The 18,150-nt window shown below is 68.6% G+C and carries 21 protein-coding genes; 12 read left to right on the forward strand and 9 right to left on the reverse strand.

What is annotated here, in order from left to right:
- Positions 1–59: 59 nt before the first annotated feature.
- Entirely contained in the window at positions 60–848 is a 789-nt protein-coding gene (locus ACJMK0_RS04555) for a ZIP family metal transporter (protein WP_405235945.1), read from the reverse strand.
- A gap of 83 nt (positions 849–931) precedes the next feature.
- Here ACJMK0_RS04555 and ACJMK0_RS04560 point away from each other — a divergent pair, with 83 nt between their 5' ends.
- A complete protein-coding gene (locus ACJMK0_RS04560; protein ID WP_405235947.1) occupies positions 932–1,726 on the forward strand; it encodes a Mut7-C RNAse domain-containing protein in 795 nt (264 codons plus the stop codon).
- A gap of 64 nt (positions 1,727–1,790) precedes the next feature.
- On the opposite strand, the gene ACJMK0_RS04565 is transcribed toward ACJMK0_RS04560, so the two are convergent.
- Positions 1,791–2,492 carry a hypothetical protein gene (locus ACJMK0_RS04565; protein WP_405235949.1) on the reverse strand — a complete coding sequence of 234 codons (702 nt, stop codon included), beginning with the start codon at positions 2,490–2,492 and terminating at the stop codon, positions 1,791–1,793.
- Between the two features lie 300 nt (positions 2,493–2,792).
- Between ACJMK0_RS04565 and ACJMK0_RS04570 the strand changes: the two genes are divergently transcribed.
- Positions 2,793–5,294: a zinc-dependent metalloprotease gene (locus ACJMK0_RS04570; protein ID WP_405235951.1), complete on the forward strand. Its 2,502-nt coding sequence runs from the start codon at positions 2,793–2,795 to the stop codon at positions 5,292–5,294.
- Positions 5,295–5,307: 13 nt separating this feature from the next.
- Here ACJMK0_RS04570 and ACJMK0_RS04575 read toward each other — a convergent pair whose 3' ends face one another.
- Together ACJMK0_RS04575 and ACJMK0_RS04580 are read right to left on the reverse strand one after the other, a co-directional pair.
- Entirely contained in the window at positions 5,308–5,841 is a 534-nt protein-coding gene (locus ACJMK0_RS04575; RefSeq protein WP_405235953.1) for an SRPBCC family protein, read from the reverse strand.
- A 3-nt stretch (positions 5,842–5,844) separates the two neighbouring features.
- Positions 5,845–6,183, reverse strand: a complete 339-nt coding sequence (locus ACJMK0_RS04580; RefSeq protein ID WP_405235955.1) for an ArsR/SmtB family transcription factor — start codon at positions 6,181–6,183, stop codon at positions 5,845–5,847.
- A 115-nt stretch (positions 6,184–6,298) separates the two neighbouring features.
- Between ACJMK0_RS04580 and ACJMK0_RS04585 the strand changes: the two genes are divergently transcribed.
- On the forward strand, positions 6,299–6,718 hold the full coding sequence (locus tag ACJMK0_RS04585) for a DUF1330 domain-containing protein (protein WP_405235957.1): 420 nt from the start codon (positions 6,299–6,301) through the stop codon (positions 6,716–6,718).
- 57 nt (positions 6,719–6,775) lie between these two features.
- Here the strand turns inward: ACJMK0_RS04585 and ACJMK0_RS04590 are convergent, their stop codons facing one another.
- The gene (locus ACJMK0_RS04590; RefSeq protein WP_405235959.1) at positions 6,776–7,198 is read right to left on the reverse strand and encodes an MAPEG family protein; all 423 of its coding nucleotides are present in this window, start codon (positions 7,196–7,198) and stop codon (positions 6,776–6,778) included.
- Between the two features lie 178 nt (positions 7,199–7,376).
- Here ACJMK0_RS04590 and ACJMK0_RS04595 point away from each other — a divergent pair, with 178 nt between their 5' ends.
- From ACJMK0_RS04595 to ACJMK0_RS04615, 5 genes are all read left to right on the forward strand, one after another.
- Positions 7,377–7,991 (forward strand): DUF1326 domain-containing protein, encoded by a 615-nt coding sequence (locus ACJMK0_RS04595; RefSeq protein WP_405235961.1) that lies wholly within the window; start codon positions 7,377–7,379, stop codon positions 7,989–7,991.
- A gap of 51 nt (positions 7,992–8,042) precedes the next feature.
- The gene (locus ACJMK0_RS04600) at positions 8,043–8,810 is read left to right on the forward strand and encodes a DUF2182 domain-containing protein (protein WP_405235962.1); all 768 of its coding nucleotides are present in this window, start codon (positions 8,043–8,045) and stop codon (positions 8,808–8,810) included.
- Between the two features lie 85 nt (positions 8,811–8,895).
- The gene (locus ACJMK0_RS04605; RefSeq protein ID WP_405235964.1) at positions 8,896–9,495 is read left to right on the forward strand and encodes a c-type cytochrome; all 600 of its coding nucleotides are present in this window, start codon (positions 8,896–8,898) and stop codon (positions 9,493–9,495) included.
- Positions 9,496–9,532: 37 nt separating this feature from the next.
- On the forward strand, positions 9,533–10,237 hold the full coding sequence (locus tag ACJMK0_RS04610; protein ID WP_405235966.1) for a ZIP family metal transporter: 705 nt from the start codon (positions 9,533–9,535) through the stop codon (positions 10,235–10,237).
- A gap of 129 nt (positions 10,238–10,366) precedes the next feature.
- Entirely contained in the window at positions 10,367–10,822 is a 456-nt protein-coding gene (locus ACJMK0_RS04615) for an aminoacyl-tRNA deacylase (protein ID WP_405235968.1), read from the forward strand.
- Positions 10,823–10,940: 118 nt separating this feature from the next.
- On the opposite strand, the gene ACJMK0_RS04620 is transcribed toward ACJMK0_RS04615, so the two are convergent.
- Positions 10,941–11,576, reverse strand: coding sequence for an SOUL family heme-binding protein (locus ACJMK0_RS04620; RefSeq protein WP_405235970.1), 636 nt, complete (start codon positions 11,574–11,576; stop codon positions 10,941–10,943).
- Between the two features lie 103 nt (positions 11,577–11,679).
- Between ACJMK0_RS04620 and ACJMK0_RS04625 the strand changes: the two genes are divergently transcribed.
- The 3 genes from ACJMK0_RS04625 (at position 11,680) to ACJMK0_RS04635 (ending at position 14,595) form a co-directional block, all read left to right on the forward strand.
- On the forward strand, positions 11,680–12,840 hold the full coding sequence (locus tag ACJMK0_RS04625; RefSeq protein ID WP_405235972.1) for a hydroxymethylglutaryl-CoA reductase: 1,161 nt from the start codon (positions 11,680–11,682) through the stop codon (positions 12,838–12,840).
- Positions 12,841–12,967: 127 nt separating this feature from the next.
- Positions 12,968–13,723 (forward strand): carbonic anhydrase, encoded by a 756-nt coding sequence (locus ACJMK0_RS04630; RefSeq protein ID WP_405235974.1) that lies wholly within the window; start codon positions 12,968–12,970, stop codon positions 13,721–13,723.
- Between the two features lie 164 nt (positions 13,724–13,887).
- Positions 13,888–14,595 (forward strand): transporter, encoded by a 708-nt coding sequence (locus ACJMK0_RS04635; protein ID WP_405235976.1) that lies wholly within the window; start codon positions 13,888–13,890, stop codon positions 14,593–14,595.
- A 37-nt stretch (positions 14,596–14,632) separates the two neighbouring features.
- On the opposite strand, the gene ACJMK0_RS04640 is transcribed toward ACJMK0_RS04635, so the two are convergent.
- From ACJMK0_RS04640 to ACJMK0_RS04650, 3 genes are all read right to left on the reverse strand, one after another.
- Positions 14,633–15,550 (reverse strand): LysR family transcriptional regulator, encoded by a 918-nt coding sequence (locus ACJMK0_RS04640; RefSeq protein WP_405235978.1) that lies wholly within the window; start codon positions 15,548–15,550, stop codon positions 14,633–14,635.
- A 112-nt stretch (positions 15,551–15,662) separates the two neighbouring features.
- Complete coding sequence (locus tag ACJMK0_RS04645; protein ID WP_405235980.1) at positions 15,663–16,493, reverse strand: SDR family NAD(P)-dependent oxidoreductase; 831 nt, start codon at positions 16,491–16,493, stop codon at positions 15,663–15,665.
- Positions 16,493–16,816 carry an REDY-like protein HapK gene (locus ACJMK0_RS04650; protein ID WP_405235982.1) on the reverse strand — a complete coding sequence of 108 codons (324 nt, stop codon included), beginning with the start codon at positions 16,814–16,816 and terminating at the stop codon, positions 16,493–16,495. Before ACJMK0_RS04650 ends, ACJMK0_RS04645 begins: the two co-directional genes overlap by 1 nt.
- Before the next feature lie 113 nt (positions 16,817–16,929).
- Between ACJMK0_RS04650 and ACJMK0_RS04655 the strand changes: the two genes are divergently transcribed.
- A complete protein-coding gene (locus ACJMK0_RS04655; RefSeq protein ID WP_405235983.1) occupies positions 16,930–18,132 on the forward strand; it encodes a class I SAM-dependent methyltransferase in 1,203 nt (400 codons plus the stop codon).
- The last annotated feature ends 18 nt before the right edge of the window (positions 18,133–18,150 follow it).

Raw genomic sequence — 18,150 nt, forward strand, 5'->3', positions numbered from 1 at the left:
TGCGCTTATGCTTCAGACATGGGCGCGGATCCGGCTCGATCAAGGTGCCGCGGCAGGATTTATCCCAGCGTCGCGTCCAGGAACATCATCACCACGAAGCCGGCCAGCAACGAGAAGGTGGCGATGTTCTGCAGCCCCCGCCGGTGGGTCTCCGGGATGATCTCGTCGCTGATGATGAACAGCATGGCGCCGGCGGCGAAGGCCAGCGCCCAGGGCATGAGCGGCCCGGCGACCGACACCGCGGCGCTGCCGAACAGTCCGCCGATCGGTTCGGCGAGGCCGGTGAGGAAGGCCACCAGCCAGGACTGCAGGCGGGTGTATCCCGCACCGATCAGCGAGACGGCCACGGCCAGGCCCTCGGGCAGGTTCTGGATGCCGATGCCGGTGGCGAGCGCGAGCCCGTTATCGACGTTGCCGCCGGCGAAACCGACCCCGACGGCCATGCCCTCGGGGAAGTTGTGCAGCGTGATGGCGATGATGAACAACCAGATGCGTTCCAGCGCTGCGGTGTCCGGGCCTTCACGCCCGGCGAAGAAATGCTCGTGGGGTACGTAGCGATGGATGCCGGCCAGCGCCAGTGCGCCGAGCAGCAGGCCCGCGATGACCACGCCAACCGCCACCTGCCTCCCGCCGAATTCCGCCTCGCCGTAGGCAATGGCCGGCAGCAGCAGCGAGAAGAAAGAGGCGGCCAGCATGATGCCGGCGGCGAAGCTCAGCAGCAGATCCTCGGTGGCGTCCGTGAGCCGGCGGACGAAGAACACGCCCACGGCGCCGACGCCGGTGCCCAGCCCGGCCACGAGGCTCGCGGCGAAGCCGAGCCAGACGACGTTGACGGCGGTCTCCTGCATGGTGGCTTACACTCTGGTGGCTACCCCGTCGGGCCTGAAGGCCCTCCTACAGCGTCGGGCCTGAAGGCCCTCCTACATTACACATGGCAGCTCCTCCCGACGACCCTCATGCCAAACCCGCGCGCGAGGCGGAGTTCCGCTTCTACGAGGAGCTGAACGACTTCCTGCCTACGGCGCGGCGCAAGCGCAGCTTCGTCCACCGCTTCACCGACACGCCCTCGGTCAAGGACACCGTCGAGGCGCTGGGCGTGCCCCACACCGAGATCGACGTGATCCTGGTCGACGGCGAGTCCGTCGACTTCGGCCACCGGCTGCGCGGCGGCGAGCGGGTGGCCGTCTATCCGGTGTTCGAGCGTCTCGACGTCTCGCCCCTGGTCCGGCTGCGCCCGGCGCCCTTGCGGGTGACGCGCTTCATCGCGGACGTGCACCTCGGCACGCTGGCCCGCTACCTCCGCCTGCTGGGTTACGACACGGTGTGGCGGAACGACCTCGGCGACGACGAGATCATCGACCGCTCCCTCGCCGAGCACCGAATTATCCTCACGCGGGATATCGGCATCCTGCGCAACGGGCGGGTGACCCACGGCTACTGGCTGCGCGCTACAGCGCCGGCGGCCCAGCTGGAGGAGGTGGTCCGGGCCCTTCAGCTCGGCCCGGACTTCGAGCCCTACGCCCGCTGCCTGGAGTGCAACGGCGAGTGCGTGCCGATGCGCCGCCGGGAGGCCGCCCTGAGGGTCCCGCTGCAGGTATTCCTCGTCTACCGCGACTTCCGCCGCTGTACGGGCTGCGGGCGCGTCTACTGGCCGGGGTCCCACCTGGAGCGTCTGGACCGGGTCATCGAGCGGGCCCGGGCCGCGGCCGGCCCATCGCGGCAATAGGGGCAATCGCCGCGGCGGCCGGTCGTTATCGCAGTCGGCGAGGCGCTTCGCCTGGCGGTATTGCCTAGCGGTATTGCGGCACCACCCGCTCGAAGTAGCAGCGCGTGCCGTCGTCCAGCAGGATCGAGTTGTAGACGTTCGTCGCGCCGGTGTCCGGCGTCACGAACAGCACCTCCCCGGTCTCGGTCAGGCCCGGGCACGGGGCGGTCAGCGTCGCCTCCAGTACGAGACCGTCCTCGCCGGTGACGAGGTCCAGCGTGCGCTCGTCGACGACGTTCCAGCCGATGAACGAGCCGGCGGCCACCAGCGCGCCGGCTTCCCCACGGGATTCCGGCAGATCGGCGGCCGGACGCCGGCCGGCCCCGGCGGACAGTGCCGCGGCCTCCGCGTCGCTCAGCTCCACGATCCTGAGCGTCCAGTCCACGTCGTTGCCCGACACGCCGATGCGGAACGTGCCGCTCTCGCGGATCAACTTCGACCCGGTGCCGGTGCCGCGGAGCTGCGTAATGAAGCCGAGATACTCGCTGGTCTGCGCGTCGTACAGGTTGCTGTAGAAGGCGGCGAGCAGGGGATGCTCGCTCTCGGCCTGCCAGTCCACCCGCCAGGGGCCCTCCACCTCGAACCGGGGCGTCGTGTCCGGGCCGGAGCCGGTGAACGTCTTCACCAGATTCTCCGCCCCGGCGGGGACGACGAAGACGAGGAGCGGTATGACGAGTGACAGCAGCGGCCATGTCCCTGGCCGTGAGGGGGTCTTGCGCGTATTCATGTCTCCTCCCGAAACCGCCCGCGCCGGCACCGCCGCCCGCGGTGTGAGACCGGTCGCTCGCGGTCTTCCTTGCACTCATCATGCTGTGGCAAGCGCCCTTGCGGCGGCAATACGTAATGCTTGCAGCCGGCCGGATCGGCGGCAGGTGGGCAGGTGCCGGACCGAACTTTTGCAACTTTTCCAACCTATTCGCTCGACGGGAGACAGGGCGGCATCGCGGATACGGTTGGCGGCGATGATGAGTCAGCCGCCTTTCTCGGGCAAGATAACGCACCGGACGAAGCGACGAGAACAACGACGATGACACGACGCCTCATGCCGCCAGCCCTGCTGATACTGCTGACACTCGCGGTCCCGGCGCTCGCCGCCGGCCAGTCCGGCGACGGCCGCGCCGGAGAGACTCCGGAGGCCTTCGCGCCAGACGCATGGCAGGCGATGCCCGGCTTCATCGACATGTACTGGGACGAAGAGGGCGGCCGCCTGGTGCTCGCGCTGGATGCCTTCGGCGAACCCTTCATCTACCAGTCCTCGCTGGCCCGGGGCCTGGGCTCCAACGACATCGGTCTGGACCGGGGGCAGCTCGGGGCCACCCGCCTGGTCGAGTTCCGCCGGGTCGGTCCCCGCGTCCTGCTGGTCCAGCATAACCTGGCCTACCGGGCCCTCGACGGTGATGCCCCGGAACGCGCCGCCACCACGGAGTCTTTCGCCACCTCGGTCCTGTGGGGCTTCGAGGTGCTGGGGGAGCGCAACGATGCGGTGTTCGTGGACGCCACCCCGTTCCTGCTCCGCGACGCTCACGGCATCGCCCGCCGCCTGGCGGACATGGAGGAGGGCACCTATGCGGTGGATGCTGACCGCTCGGCCGTCTACCTGCCACGCACGAAGGCCTTCCCGGACAACAGCGAGGCCGAGGCCATGGTCACCTTCATCGGCAAGCCGGAGGGCGAACTGCTGCCCACGGTCGCCCCGGACCCGACCAGCTTCACCGTGCACCTGCATCATTCCTTCGTGCGGCTGCCGCCGCCTGGGTACGAACCGCTGCCCTACGATCCCCGCGGGGGCATCATCGGCCTCAGCTACGGCAACGACGGTTTCATCGACTACGCATCGGAGATCGGCGAGCCCCTGCGGCTGGACTACGGCCGCCGGCACCGGCTGGAGAAGCAGGACCCGGCCGCGCCGATGAGCGAGCCGGTGGAGCCCATCGTCTACTACGTCGACCGGGGCGCGCCGGAGCCGGTACGCAGCGCCCTGATCGAGGGCGCCGCGTGGTGGAACCAGGCCTTCGAGGCAGCGGGTTACCGCGATGCCTTCCGGGTGGAACTGCTGCCGGAGGACGCGGACCCCATGGACGTGCGCTACAGCGTCATACAGTGGGTGCACCGCACCACCCGCGGCTGGTCCTACGGCGCCTCCGTTCTCGACCCCCGCACCGGCGAGATCATCAAGGGCCACGTCACCCTCGGATCGCTGCGCGTACGCCAGGACTACCTCCTCGCGGAGGGCCTGCTGGCACCGTATGAGGTGCCGGACCGAGCTTTCGAAACTTTTCCAACTTATTCCCCGGACGACGACCCCATGCTCGCCATGGCCCTCGCCCGCATCCGCCAGCTCTCCGCCCACGAGGTCGGCCACACCCTCGGCATCGAGCACAACTTCGCCGCCAGCACCCAGGACCGGGCCTCGGTCATGGACTACCCCTTCCCGCTGATCCGCCTTACCGAAGAGGGCGACATCGATCTCTCCGCCGCCTACGACACCGGCATCGGCGCATGGGACGAGCGCGCCATCCTCTATGCCTACCAGGACTTCCCGCCAGGCGCCGACGCCGCAGCCGAACGCGATCGCATCCTGGCGGAGACCGCCGCCCGCTACGCCTACGTCGCCGACGAGGACGCCCGCGGCACCGGCACGCCGCACCCGGACGGCAATCTCTGGGACAACGGCGCCGACGCCATCGCCGAACTCGAACACCTCCTGCGCGTCCGCGACGTCGTGCTCGAGCGCTTCGGCGAGCGCAACATCCGCCCCGGCCGCCCCTGGGCGACGCTGGAGGAGGTGCTCGTACCCATGTACCTCCTGCACCGCTACCAGATCCGCGCGGTCTCCAAACTCATCGGCGGCCGCTACTTCGACTACGCCCTGCGAGGCGACGGCCAGCGCATCACCGCCGAGGTGCCCGCTGAGCGCCAGCGCGCCGCCATCGACGCCCTCATCGCACTGCTCGACCCCGCCGTCCTGCGCCTGCCGGACCGCATCGTCGAGCTGATCCCGCGACGGCCGCCCGGCTACGCCCCGAACCGCGAACTCTTCCCGCGCGAGACCGGCAACACCTTCGACCCGGTGGGGCCGGCCGAAAGCGCCGTCGCCCTCACCCTGGCCGCGTTGCTCGACCCCGCTCGCGCCGCCCGCCTGGAGCGCCAGCATGCGGCGGACGCGGACCTGCCCGGTTTCGCCGAGCTGGTCGACGCCGTGCTGGAAGCCACCTGGTATGCAGACCGCCGCGATCGCATGGAGGGCCTCATCCACCGGCGCACCAACCGCCAGACGCTGCACGCTCTCATGCGCCTGGCTGCCGACGAGGACGCCGACCCCGCCGTGCGCATGCTCGCCACCGGCGCCATAGACAATCTCGACGACTGGCTCGAAGACCGCCTGGATGGCCGCATGGATGCGCGCTGGCGGGCCGCCTGCACCGCCGCCCGTCAGGACATCGAGCGTTTCGGCGACGACCCGGCCTACGTCGAACAGCTGCCCGAGACCACGGTGCCGCCCGGCTCGCCCATCGGCGACGGCTACTGACCGGATCGGCCGCTCAGGACAGCCGGAGTCCGTACTCGGCTTCCAGCCGGGTATGGTTCGACCAGAACGAGGGCGGCGGGGCACTGCCCGCCAGCGCCGCCAGTATGTCGAGGTGGGCATGCCAGCCGGCGGCGGCACCCAGCAGGTCGCCGCGCGCGGCCAGTCCGGTCTCGGTCAGCCTCAGCAGCGTCTCGCCGCCCCGCGGCTCCAGCTCGAACGTCACTATGCTCGGCGGCCCGTGATCCGACGGCCACTCGAGGACCAGGCGCGACGGTGCGTCCACCTCCAGCACGCGGCCCTCGAGCCGCGCCTCCCCGGACAGCGACCGGTACTTCTCCGGCGGCCCGTCGCCGGGCCGGCAGAGATCCCCGTTCCGGAACACGAACTCGGCCCGCCCACCCGCGCGCAGCTCGAACTCGCCGTCCGCGAGCCACCGCGAGCGCTTCTCCGCATCCACCAGGTACTGCCAGACCAAGTCGGCCGGCGCGCGCAGCAGCCGCTCGAAGCGGATACAGCCCGGCGCATGGCATTCACCGTACTCGTTCATGCTTCACTCCCCCGTGTTGTGCCCGTCCGCGGCGATCGCCTCTTCCAGGGCATCCAGCCGTCCGGCCCAGAATCGCCGCCGCTCCTCTATCCATGCCGCGGCCGCATCCAGCGGCGCGGGATCCAGCGACAGAAAATGCTCGCGCCCGGCCCGCCGCCGGCGCACCAGGCCGGCGCGCTCCAGCAGCCGGATGTGCTTCGAGACGGAGTTGAGCGAGATGTCGAACGGCGCGGCCAGGTCGGTCACCCGTGCCTCGCCCGCCTCGAGACGCTGAAGGATGCGTCTTCGCACCGGGTCCGCGAGGGCGATCATCGTGTTGTCCAGAACGTCGTTGGTTCGCATCGTTTTAATTAATACTTTTCGGTGAATAATAGGGCCGACACTCGCTTGCGTCAATGCCGGCGGGCTGCCGTCGCTCTGCTATCCTGCCGGCTCCGCTGACTGTGGGAGCCGCACCATGACCGGATACATCGACCCGGAACGCGATCAGTTCGAGGCCTTCAAGGATCTGCCCCGGGATCAACCCATACTGATGCTGAACTTCCTGCGCTTCCGCGACAAAGCCGCCTACCCGGACGGCCGCGAGGCCACCGGCGCCGAGGCTTACGCCGCCTACGGCCGGGACAGCGGCCCGATCTTCCGCCGCGTGGGCGGGGAGATCGTCTGGCGGGCGAAGCCGGAGCTGATGGTGATCGGCCCCTCGGACAAGCACTGGGACCTGGTGTTCGTGGCCCGCTATCCGACGGCCGGCGCCTTCCTGGAGATGGTCACCGACCCGGACTACCGGAAGGCCGTGAAGCACCGCCAGGCCGCGGTGGCCGACAGCCGGCTCATCCGCATGAGCGAGGCGGACGAGGGCGAGGGCTTCGGCGGCTGATCCATCGGGGCTGCTTCCCAGGGACTGCTTGAGACGGCCTGCGTTACAGTGCCTGCGTTACAGGGCGCGGGCGACCACGATGCCGCCCATGGCCACCATGCACACCAGCTGCACAAGAAAGAACGCGAATCGCAGCCCCGCGGTGAACTCGCCGGGCTTTGTGCCGATGTGCAGCAGCGTCTGGCACACCCGCGCGACGATCAGCACGATCGCCAGCAGGTCGAGACTCGGCCCGGTCGTGCCGCTGGCCACCAGCGCCACCACGATCGCTCCGTAGACCGGCAGATTCTCCACGCAGTTCATGTGCGCCCGCATCGCGCGGCGATACCAGTCGCTGCCCTGGGGCACGTCCGGATTCCATTCGCTGAGGGACGCCCGCCCGGTCAGTATGTGGCCCCACCGGTACAGGCCGACGGTGGCGGTCAGTGTCAGCAGCGTCCAACCGGCGAAGGCGAGCAATACCCATACGGGGACAGTCATGGTCGGACTCCTGTGGCTTGCGGATACATGTCCGCAGGCTAACATCCGGCGCCGGCCCGTTTGACCCGCCCGACGGCGCGGCGTTAGCCTCGGGCCATACATACGCAAATCCGCGTAATCCGTCGCGGGACTCACCTGCCCAGGCGCGGTTCCCGCGACGCGCGGGGGAGAGATTCAAATGCCCTATCACCTGGAAGGCGACCTCCTCGAGGTCTGCACCTGCGAAACGCTGTGTCCGTGCTGGGTGGGCGAGAACCCGGACGGCGGCACCTGCGATTCCTCGCTGGCCTACCACATCCGCAGCGGCGAGATCGACGGCGTGGATGTCTCCGGCCTGACCTGGGTCGGCGTGGTCCACATCCCCGGCAACGTGTTCGATGGCAACTGGCGGGAGATCGCGTATCTGAACGACACGGCCACCGACGAGCAGGAGGCCGCGCTGCGCCGCGTCTTCCTCGGCGAAGCCGGCGGGCCCATCGCCGACCTCGCGCAGCTGGTGAGCGAGCTCATCGACGTGCGCCGGGCGCCGATCGTCTGCGACGTGGAAGAGGGCAAGGGCCGGTTCAGCATCGGTGACGTCGTCGAGGCGGATCTCGAGCCCTACGTGGGCCCGAGCGGCGAGCCGACCAAACTGGTGGGTTCCGTCTTCTCGACCATCCCGGGCTCGCCTGCCTACGTCGGCAAGGCGACCCGCTACCGCCAGAAGAGCGAGGAGCTGGGCCAGGACATCGATATCTCGGGCCACAACGCGATATCCGGGCCGTTCGTGTTCGACTACGACGAGGCCGCCTGACCCGGCGGCAGCGCGTGCGCCCGCGGCAGGGCGCCGCGGCTTGGTCGTCGCATGTACCCGAACACCCGCTATCAGAGCTGGCTCGCGGTCTCGCTCGGCGGGACCGTCGCGGTCGCCTGGGCGCTGCTGTGGTGGCTGGAACGGACTCCCTGGGGCGCCCTGTTCCACGCCCACGGCGGCGCGCACGCCCATGCCGGCCATGCCCTGCCGCTGCCAGTGACGGCCGCCGCATTCGTGGTCGGCTGGACACTCATGACGGTGGCCATGATGCTGCCGAGCACGTTCCCCCTGGCGGAGATATTCCGCCGGCTGGTGCGCCGCCGCCGGCACGCGGCGGCCCTGGTCGGCGTCTTCACCGTCGGCTATCTGGTCGTGTGGGCGATCCTCGGCGCGCTCGTCTTTGCCGCGGGCCGGGCGTTCGGCCTGCTGGAGCTGTCGCTTCCGGCCTGGGCGCCCGCCGCCGGCCTGTTCCTGCTGGCCGGCGCCTTCCAGTTCTCCGCGTTGAAGTACCGCTGCCTGGAGCAGTGCCGTGCCCCGCTGGGCTTCGTGCTGTCGCGCTGGAGCGCGAACGCGGGAGATGCGCGTCGGACCTGGCGCATCGGCGTCGACCACGGGGTGTTCTGCGCCGGCTGCTGCTGGGCGCTGATGCTGCTCATGTTCGCCGCGGCCAGCGCGAATCTCCTGTGGATGTTCGTGCTGGGGCTGATCATGGCGGTGGAGAAGAACGCGAGCTGGGGCCGGCGCATCGGCGAGCCGCTGGGCGCGGTGCTGCTGCTCGCCGGCGGAGGCATCGCCGCCGCCGGCCTGGCGGCTTCCTGAGCGCGTGCCGCGTCATCCCCTTATTCCCCGGCGCTCTTTCACTGCCTAAAGTCTCACAAGGGAAGCAACGTCTCGGGGGTGAGGCATGAAACAGCAATTCCGCTTCTGCCTGCTCGCACTGTTCGTTCTGCCGGCTATCGCAACGGCCCGGCCCGACGCGGTGGACACCTGCGCCGAATGTCACGGCGCGGACGGCATGGGCAAGGGCGATCCCATGATTCCCGTGCTCGCCGGCATACCCGCCGGGCACATCGAGGAGGCCGTCTTCGCCTATATCGACGGCGCCCGGCGCTGCGTGCGGGAGCCGAAGATGTGCGAGACGGTGGCAGAGCTCGACGAGGACACGGTGTTCGCCATCGCCAACTACTACGGCGCCAAGGAGCGCCAGGCGCTCGACCAGGCCTTCGACGAGGCACTGGCCGAGGAGGGCGCCGCGCTGCACCGCCAGCACTGCGGGGCCTGCCATGCACGGCCGGACAGCCGGCAGGCTGGGTTCGCCATCGGCATACCGCTGCACGGTCAGCGCAAGGATTATCTGCGCTTCGCCATCGAGGCCTATCTCGCCGGCGACCGGGAAGCCCTGCTGCCGGCCATGGCCCACGAGCTGGCCGAGCTCGAGCCGGGCGACATCGGCGCCCTGGTGAACTACTACGCGAGCTACCGTCCCGCCGACGCGGCGGAGTAGGCCCTCGGGGAACAGCCCGTTGCGGGACATCGTGATCATGCTGCTTTGCACCGCCGGTGCAGGCGCCTGCATCGTCGTCGGCGGTCTTTTCGCCCGGCTGGAGCGTATCCGGCCGCAGTGGCTGGAGCGGGAATTCCGCCACGGCGTGATCGCGTTCGGCGGCGGCGTACTCGTCTCCGCCGTGGCTCTGGTCCTCGTGCCTGAGGGCAGCGACTACACGGATTCGGCGGTGCTGTCCTGCGCGGCCTTTATCGCCGGCGGCGGTGTCTTCTTCGCCGTCGAGCGCTATCTCGGGCTACGCCGCCGTGAGACCCCTCAGCTGAGCGCGATGCTCATGGACTACCTGCCGGAGTCCCTCGCGCTGGGCGGGATGTTCGCCACGGGCGCCGGCGCCGCACCGCTGCTGGCACTGCTCATCGGTCTGCAGAACCTGCCCGAGGGCTTCAACGCCTACCGGGAACTGGCAGCCGCGGGCAAGTCGGGCCCCGACCGCACCCTGGTGAAAATGGCCTGGCTCACGTTGCTGGGCCCGGCGGTGGGGCTGGTGGGCTGGTACTGGGGCCCGGACTACCCGGTAGCCCTGGGAGCGGTGATGTTGTTCGCCGCAGGGGGAATCCTCTATCTGCTTTTTCAGGATATCGCGCCCCAGTCCCGTCTCGAGCGTCACTGGGGCCCCAGTCTCGGCGCCGTGCTCGGTTTCGCCCTCGGCATGCTCGGCCAGCTTCTGGTGGAGGGAGCCTGAGCGGCTCTTGCGGGCGGGCGCGCATATGCAGATTCCGACGGTTTCCCGGCGCACGGCAACGCGTTATCGTGGTCTTGTCCGGGCAGGCCCGGGCCTGCCCGGTTTCCCGCGGGAGACAAGGAGACGGCCATGCCTGTTACCAGACTGAAGGAATTCCTCGACCGAGAGAACGTCAAGTACGTCACCATCGGCCATTCGCCCGCCTTCACCGCCCAGGAGATCGCCGAACGGGCGCACATCCCCGGCAAGGAGCTGGCCAAGACGGTGATGGTGAAGATCGACGGCGAACTGGCGATGATCGTGGTGCCGGCGTCGGACCACGTGAAGCTCGCGCATCTGACGGAGGCACTGGGCGCCGACGAGGTGGAACTCGCCGGCGAGTACGAGTTCAAGGAGCGCTTCCCGGACTGCGAGACCGGGGCGATGCCGCCCTTCGGCAACCTCTACGACATGAAGGTGTTCGTTTCGGCGGCACTCAGGGAGGACGACGAGATCGCCTTCAACGCCGGCTCCCACAGCGAGCTGATCCGCATGGCCTATGCCGACTTCGAGCGGCTGGTGAACCCGACGCCGCTGGCGGCGTAACGGCCGTAGGAGGGCCTTCAGGCCCGATTGCTCAAGGGATCGGGGCTAAAGCCCCTCCTACGGGGACATTGTAGGAGCGCGTTCAGGCGCGACACCGCGGTCGGGGCTGAAGCCCCTCCTACAGGGTGTTCGGGTCGATCTCCACCAGTATCTCGTTGCGGCGAAGGAACGGCGGCGTGAACGGGGCGTTATAGGCGGCGGACCGGGGTGTGCCGACGATCTCGATGCCGTCGCGCTCGAGCGCGCGGAGCAGGATCGACGTGTGCTTCTCGAAGTTGGACGCCGTCCAGCGCCCCGAGTAACGGTGCACGGCCATGGTGCGTGCGGGTATCTCGCGGATGGTCACCCGTTCGTCGTCCGGCACGGGCAGCGTCTCGCGGGTGTACTTCCGCTCCATCACGAACTGGTAGCGGTAGCGCTGCGCCCCGGCCACGCGCTCGGAGATCACCGGCACAGTCATGTTCATCTTCACGCTCTCCGCCGGCTCCCGCGTCACCGGCGCCGTCATCGCCATCTTCTCCGACGCCTGGTTGTCGCCGAAGATGTAGCCGGCCAGGATGCGGAACCCTCTGCCGCCGCTCTCGCCGTAATCGCCCTCCACGACCGTCTCGGCCACCAGGTAGGACTCGTAGGCGCGGATCTCGTACTCCTGGCGCTCGGCCAGCACCTGGTACTCCGGTTCCTCGTAGGCCATGGCGATCCCCGTCAGCATCAAAGAGACGACGGCAGTGATTATGGCAACGGCTGGACGCATGGATCACCTCGATAATCACGTAGGAGGGCCTTCAGGCCCGATCCGATATCGATCCGATATCGTTCCGATATAATTCGCCAAAACAACAAGAACGGAGGCAGCCATGCCGAGAATCCCCCGCGATCGCGACAACGATTACTCCGAGGAGGCGGTGCGCAGCCGCCGGGAGTTCATCACCGAGCAGACCGGCACCCGCTTTACCCATCTCGCCAGCTACTCGCTCGACCCTGCCACGCTGCGTGGCAATATCGAGAACTTCACGGGCGTCGCGCAGATGCCGGTCGGCTACGCCGGCCCGCTGCTGGTGAACGGCGAGCACGCCGAGGGCGAGTTCTACGTGCCCATGGCCACCACCGAGGGCACGCTGGTGGCGAGCTACAACCGCGGCATGAGCATCACCCGCGAGGCGGGCGGCATTACCACCACCATCGCCGACGATGCCATGCAGCGCGCGCCGGTCTTCGTCTTCCCGAGCGCGCGGGAGGCCCGCGCTTTCGGCGAGTGGGTGTCCGAGAACTTCGCCGGCATCAAGGCGGCGGCGGAGGCCACGACCAGCGTCGGCAAGCTGCGCGACATCGAGCAGTATGCGGCCAGCCGCATGCTCTACCTGCGCTTCAACTTCACTACGGGCGACGCGGCCGGCCAGAACATGGCGGGCAAGGCGGCGCTGGCGGCCTGCCACTGGATCGTCGAGCAATACGGACGCGTGGAGTACTACCTGTCGGGCAACATGGATACCGACAAGAAGCACTCCACGCTCAACTCCCTGCACAGCCGGGGCAAGCGCGTGATCGCCGAGGTGACCATCCCGGACGCGCTGCTGCGCGACCGCATGCGGGTCTCCGCCGAGCAGCTGTTCGCCACGCGGCGCGTGTCCCAGCTGGGCGCGCTCATGGCCGGCGCCGTTTACAACGGCGTGCATCCGGCCAACGCCATCGCCGCCACCTTCATCGCCACCGGCCAGGACGAGGCCAACGTGGCCGAGTCCCACGCCGCCTTCACCTACGCCGAGGTCACGCGCACGGGTGACTTCTACTACTCCATCACGCTGCCGTCGCTGATCGTCGCCACCTACGGCGGCGGCACGGGGCTGGCCACCCAGCGCGAGTGCCTGGAGTCGCTCGGCTGCTACGGACCCGGCAAGGCCCGCAAGCTCGCGGAGATCATCGCGGCCACCGTGCTCTGCGGCGAGATCTCCCTGGGCGCCGCCGTCGTGGCCGAAGAGTGGGTGAGCAGTCATGAAACCTATGGAAGAAACCGATGAAAGGCTGCTAATCATCAGGTATAGCCTGTCTTTCTCATCGGCAGAAACGGCTTGTTGCTTCTGCCCCACGCCGTAGCATGCGGCGGCAGATCCCCCCGAGCCAACACTTTCGAGAGGCAATAATGCCATGAAGAAGACCACCAACATCCTGGCCGGTGCCGGGCTCTCCCTATTGCTGTCGGCTCCCGCGCTGGCGGCCGGCGGCTCCGCCGAATGGGGCTATTCCGGCAAGACCGGCCCCGAGAACTGGGGCGACCTGTCTGAGGCCTACGAGGTCTGCAAAAAGGGTCTGATGCAGTCGCCCATCGACCTGGGCCAGGCCGGTGCCGTCGGCGACCTGGAGGTGTCCGTGGACTGGGAGTCGGCGCCTCTCAACATGTTCAACAACGGCAAGACGGTGCAGGCGAACTTCGGCAAAGGCTCCTACATGACCAGCGGCGGCAAGGTGTTCTCGCTGATCCAGGTGCACTTCCACACGCCCAGCGAGCACACCATCGGCGGTGAGCACTATCCGCTGGTCGCGCACTTCGTGCATGCCACCGACAAGGGCGAGCTCGGCGTGCTCGGCATCCTGTTCGAGGAAGGCGAGGCGAATGTCGAGCTGCAGACGCTCATCGACAACGCCGGCAAGGTGGGCGCCGACGCCGAGGACATCAAGGGCGCCACGTTCGACCCCAACGGCATGCTGCCGGACGAGATCGAGGTCTTCCGTTACATGGGTTCCCTCACCACCCCGCCGTGCTCCGAGGGCGTGAACTGGCACGTGGCGGAGGACACCGTTGAGGCCAGCGCCGCCCAGATCGCGGCCATGGAAGGCTTCATGGGCAACAACGCCCGCCCCGTGCTGCCGCTGAACGGCCGTCTGCTGGTCGCCCCGGAATAAGGCGGTAGCCTGCATCGAGTCCCCTAGGTCGGTATACCGGCCATCCACTCCGCAGGGATTGCGGAGCCGGTCGCGGGGNCCCCGCGCCGGATTCTTTGTTTCCACGGGCAGCGGACCAAACTGGCGGATGAGTTCGCTGTCCTTGCCATTACCAAGCCGTCTTCATGATTCGAATACTCGCCCTGTTCCTGCTGCTCCCCGCCACGGCCGCGGCCAATACCAGCAACGTCTTCAGCCCGGACGTCGACGACGGCGAGCGGGAGGCCGAATACCGCGTGAGCTTCGTGCCGGAGGACGAACCGGCACCCGAGGTCTTCTCCCACCGGCTGCATTACCAGCAGGCCTTCAACGACAGCTGGCGCGCCCGCATCCTTGCCGCCCAGCGCAGCGTCGGCGGGGATACCCTGGATCTCAGCTACACCCGGCTGGAGGTGCAGTGGCAGTACCTGGAAGACCAGGACGCGGGCTGGGACGCGGCGCTGCGATTCGAGGCCCAGGCCGGAGACGAGGGGCCGAACCGGTTCCGCTTGGGCTGGACCGGCAAGCTTGACCTGGACGGCGGCTGGCAGCTCCGGGCCAATGCGCTCGTCGCGCGCCAGACCGGCGCCGGCGCCGCACCGGGCCTGCTGCTGGAAACCCGCTCCCAGGTCACCCGCACGATCGGCAACGGCATGCGTCTCGGCGTGGAGATGTTCAACGACCTGAACACCACGGCGGACACGGGCAGCTTCGACGAGCAGGAGCACCAGATCGGTCCCGTGCTGAAGGCGAAGATCGGACGCGACTGGTCGCTGCTGGCGAGCTATCTCTTCGGCGTCTCGGATGCGGCCGACGACGGCGACTTCCGCCTCTTCGTGATCCGCGGCTTCTGAATATTGACGGGGACCCGCAACTCGATAGCGAGTCGAGTCAGCTGCCTCCGTAGTGGCCGGCGGCGGCGCGTACCTCGGCCAGCATGGCCGCGGCGGCGGGCGTCATCGGCCGCTCCGTCGGCGTCACCAGGCTCGCGTTGCGCCTGACAGTGGGCCGGTCGACCGGCAGGATGTGCACGCCCCAGGTCTCTTTCGCCAGCCGGCTCGTCACCAGCGCCGGTGAGGTCATCAGCAGGAAGTCGTTCGCGGCCAGCAGCTTCATGCCGATACGGTAAGCATCCGAGCCGATGAAGCGGGTCGGGGGCTCGAGGCCCGCGGCCACGAAGGTCTCGGCGATCACCTCCACGTCCGAGGGGCGGGAGTAGGGCACCACCCAGGTGTAGTCGGCCAGGTCCTCCAGGCGGACCCGGCGCTTGCGCGCCAGCGGATGTCCCGGCCGGCAGGCCACGACGTCGTTCGCCGAGTAGATTACCTCCGCGCGGAATCCGTCCTGCAGCGCGAAATCGCCGACGCCGACGGCCACGAAGTCGAACTCGCCATCGTAGAGCCGCTCCAGGATCTGTTCGGAATAGCCTTCGATGAGGTTGATGCGCAGCTTCGGCCGCGCCGCGTGCACACGGCTCACGGCCGGCGCGATGATGTCGCCGGCGAAGGTCTCGCCGATGCCCACCGTCACCGTGCCGGTCTCCGCGTCGGCGAGGCTCCTCAGTGCCTCGCGGGCGCGCCGGTCCGCCGCGATCTGCGAGCGGGCGTGGGTCACGAGCGCCTCGCCGTAGGCCGTCAGCCGGGTGATGCCGCCGGGGCCGCGGTCGAACAACCGCACCGCGAGCTCCTTCTCCAGCCCCGACAGGCTGGCCGACAGCGCCTGCTGGGTGAGGCCGAGCTCGCGCGCGCCGGCGGCCAGCGTGCCGTGATCGACCACTGCGAGGAAGCGCTCGAGCTGCCTTAGTTCCATGGTGACACCCGGTAGGAGGGCCTTCAGGCCCGACCCGGTCTGATGAATCGGGCCTGAAGGCCCTCCCACAAAGGCAGGCCCTCCCACAAAGGCAAGCCCTCCCACATGGTGATTAATGCATCTCCTCGCCGCCGCTCACGTTCAGCGCCTCGCCGGTGATGAACGCTGCGTCGTCGGAGGCGAGGAACGCGGTCGCTGCCGCCGTGTCCTCGGGCAGGCCGACGCGGCCCAGCGGGATGCGGCTGCGGAGACCGGCACGGTACTCCTCCACGGTCTGGCCGCGGTACTTCGCGAAGTACTCGTTCTGCTTCTTCCCGAGTCCGGTAGTGACGTGGTTCGGGCAGACAGCGTTCACCGTGATGCCGTCGCCGGCGTAATCAATTGCCGCCGTGCGGGTCAGCCCGACCATGCCGTGCTTGGACGCGACGTAGGGCGCCATGTGCGGGAAGCCGGACTTCGCGGCCTGGCTGGCGATGTTGATGATGCGCCCGCCGTCGCCCTGCGCACGCATCTGCGCCGCGGCGATACGGGTGCACAGGAAGGCACCGGTCAGGTTCACGTCCAGCACCAGCTGCCACTCTTCCAGCGTGAGCTCGGCCGTGTGCTTCATCATGTAACCCACACCGGCGTTGTTCACCAGGATGTCCAGCCGTCCGAACGCCTGCACGGTGCCGTCCACCAGTGCCTGCACCTGGGCCTCGTCGCGCACGTCGCAGGGCAGCGCCACCGCCTCGGCGCCGGCCTCGCGCAGCCCCGAGGCCACCGCTTCCATCTCCTCGGTGGTGCCGATGTTGCCCGTGTCCAGGCCCTCGTCCGGCCGGCCGAGATCGGTGACCACCACCCTGCAGCCCTCCGCCGCGAGACGCTTCAGGATGCCCTCGCCGAGGCCCTCGCGCCGCCCCGAGCCGGTGCAGACGGCGACCTTGCCTTCCAGTCCTCGCATCACGCGACCTCCTCGCTGAGCATGAACACCGGGTTATCGGCGAAGCTGCGGAACTCGCTCGCCACCTTCTGCATGGTCTCGGTGGCCACTTCGCTCGCGAACCCGGCCATGTCGCTCACGCGGATCATCTCCACGTACTGGTAGGGCGCCGGCGCGTCGGAACCCAGCACGCCGGTGGTGCGGTAGACGTCGAAGCCGTCGGTGGTGGCGAGATTGCGCACCGTCGGCAGATCGGTCTCGGCGGCCCAGCGCTCGTAGGCGGCCGGGTCGGCGTCCGGTTTCAGGTTGAACAACACGATGATGGTGGTGATGGGTGTCGTCATGGCTTCGGCTCCCGGTACAGAACTTCATGCCTCTTATACAAAAAGTATTTGTGTTTGACAACAGAAAGCCAATTTCGAGAAAATCCGGGTCCGCTCAGCAGAGGACGCGAAGGATGATTCAGCCACAGCCTCACGATCTGCAGCCCGCCCCCACCCGCGACGAACGGGCCCGGCAGGAGTTCGTCTCCGGCCTGCGCCGGCACGTGCTCACCCGCCTGGCGGGACACATGCGCGCCGAATACGACGAAGAGGTGCTGCCCGCGTTCGAGCGCGAGCACGGCCGCTCTCCGTCCGACGGTCCGGAGGTGCACAAGGCCATGCGCGGGACGCGTGCATTCCGCTTCTACAGCGCCGTACGCACGAACGCCCAGGAGATGGTGTTCGCCTCGGTGATCCCGGGCGTGGAGCGGCGCATCGCGGAGCTGGCCGATCAGGCCCGCGCGCTGCGCGACGACGACGACCGGGCCGGCGGCTCGCTCACCCTCGACCCGGACTTCGAGGTACCCCGCAACGTGACGGAGATCGACGTGCATCTCGCGCCGGGCAGCTATCACGCCGAATACGGCGACGACGACGTCGCGGCCGGCGCCCTCTACGACCACTCCATCAACGTGTTCGCCTTCGGCCAGTTCGGCCGCGAGCTGGACGACATCGGCCAGACGCTGTCCAATTACATCCGGCTGAAGTACCCGGAGTTCCGCCCGCGGCGCATCCTCGACTGCGGCTGCACCATCGGCCACAACACGCTGCCCTGGGCGCGTACCTTCCCGGAGGCCGAGGTACACGGCATCGACGTCGCCCCGGGCGTGCTGCGCTACGCGAGCGCACGGGCGAAGAGCCTGGGCGTGCCGGTGCACTTCCGCCAGATGGACGCGACCAAGCTCGACTACCCGGACGCGAGCTTCGACGTGGTGTTCTCCTCCATGTTCCTGCACGAGCTGCCGCTAAAAGACATCCATGCCTACTTCCGCGAGGCATACCGGGTGCTGAAGCCGGGCGGCGTGCTGTGGAACATGGAGCTGCCGCCGAACTCCCGCATGGCGCCTTACGAGAGCTTCTATCTGGACTGGGACAGCTATTACAACAACGAGCCCTTCTACAAGCCGTTCCGCGACCAGGACTACCAGGGGCTGTGCACCGGCGCCGGCTTCGCAGCGGAGGACTTCATCGAGGCCACCCTGCCGCGGTACAGTTTCGTCGGCGAGGCGGCCTTCCGGGAGGGCGTGGACCAGCCCGCCCTGTTCGACAGCCAGACCGGCCGCATGGACCCGAAGGGGACGCGCTGGTACGCCTTCGGCGCCTGGAAGCAGGCCTGAGCCGCTGAGCCGCGCCCC

It is taken from the genome of Lentisalinibacter orientalis, from assembly GCF_040706535.1.
GTDB classification, from domain to species: domain Bacteria; phylum Pseudomonadota; class Gammaproteobacteria; order Steroidobacterales; family Woeseiaceae; genus Lentisalinibacter; species Lentisalinibacter orientalis.

Bases quoted from the DNA above. Each gene is read 5' to 3' on its own strand.
- ACJMK0_RS04555 (WP_405235945.1), bottom strand. From the start codon at position 848: ATGCAGGAGACCGCCGTCAACGTCGTCTGGCTCGGCTTCGCCGCGAGC.
- ACJMK0_RS04560 (WP_405235947.1), top strand. From the start codon at position 932: ATGGCAGCTCCTCCCGACGACCCTCATGCCAAACCCGCGCGCGAGGCG.
- ACJMK0_RS04565 (WP_405235949.1), bottom strand. From the start codon at position 2,492: ATGAATACGCGCAAGACCCCCTCACGGCCAGGGACATGGCCGCTGCTG.
- ACJMK0_RS04570 (WP_405235951.1), top strand. From the start codon at position 2,793: ATGACACGACGCCTCATGCCGCCAGCCCTGCTGATACTGCTGACACTC.
- ACJMK0_RS04575 (WP_405235953.1), bottom strand. From the start codon at position 5,841: ATGAACGAGTACGGTGAATGCCATGCGCCGGGCTGTATCCGCTTCGAG.
- ACJMK0_RS04580 (WP_405235955.1), bottom strand. From the start codon at position 6,183: ATGCGAACCAACGACGTTCTGGACAACACGATGATCGCCCTCGCGGAC.
- ACJMK0_RS04585 (WP_405235957.1), top strand. From the start codon at position 6,299: ATGACCGGATACATCGACCCGGAACGCGATCAGTTCGAGGCCTTCAAG.
- ACJMK0_RS04590 (WP_405235959.1), bottom strand. From the start codon at position 7,198: ATGACTGTCCCCGTATGGGTATTGCTCGCCTTCGCCGGTTGGACGCTG.
- ACJMK0_RS04595 (WP_405235961.1), top strand. From the start codon at position 7,377: ATGCCCTATCACCTGGAAGGCGACCTCCTCGAGGTCTGCACCTGCGAA.
- ACJMK0_RS04600 (WP_405235962.1), top strand. From the start codon at position 8,043: ATGTACCCGAACACCCGCTATCAGAGCTGGCTCGCGGTCTCGCTCGGC.
- ACJMK0_RS04605 (WP_405235964.1), top strand. From the start codon at position 8,896: ATGAAACAGCAATTCCGCTTCTGCCTGCTCGCACTGTTCGTTCTGCCG.
- ACJMK0_RS04610 (WP_405235966.1), top strand. From the start codon at position 9,533: ATGCTGCTTTGCACCGCCGGTGCAGGCGCCTGCATCGTCGTCGGCGGT.
- ACJMK0_RS04615 (WP_405235968.1), top strand. From the start codon at position 10,367: ATGCCTGTTACCAGACTGAAGGAATTCCTCGACCGAGAGAACGTCAAG.
- ACJMK0_RS04620 (WP_405235970.1), bottom strand. From the start codon at position 11,576: ATGCGTCCAGCCGTTGCCATAATCACTGCCGTCGTCTCTTTGATGCTG.
- ACJMK0_RS04625 (WP_405235972.1), top strand. From the start codon at position 11,680: ATGCCGAGAATCCCCCGCGATCGCGACAACGATTACTCCGAGGAGGCG.
- ACJMK0_RS04630 (WP_405235974.1), top strand. From the start codon at position 12,968: ATGAAGAAGACCACCAACATCCTGGCCGGTGCCGGGCTCTCCCTATTG.
- ACJMK0_RS04635 (WP_405235976.1), top strand. From the start codon at position 13,888: ATGATTCGAATACTCGCCCTGTTCCTGCTGCTCCCCGCCACGGCCGCG.
- ACJMK0_RS04640 (WP_405235978.1), bottom strand. From the start codon at position 15,550: ATGGAACTAAGGCAGCTCGAGCGCTTCCTCGCAGTGGTCGATCACGGC.
- ACJMK0_RS04645 (WP_405235980.1), bottom strand. From the start codon at position 16,493: ATGCGAGGACTGGAAGGCAAGGTCGCCGTCTGCACCGGCTCGGGGCGG.
- ACJMK0_RS04650 (WP_405235982.1), bottom strand. From the start codon at position 16,816: ATGACGACACCCATCACCACCATCATCGTGTTGTTCAACCTGAAACCG.
- ACJMK0_RS04655 (WP_405235983.1), top strand. From the start codon at position 16,930: ATGATTCAGCCACAGCCTCACGATCTGCAGCCCGCCCCCACCCGCGAC.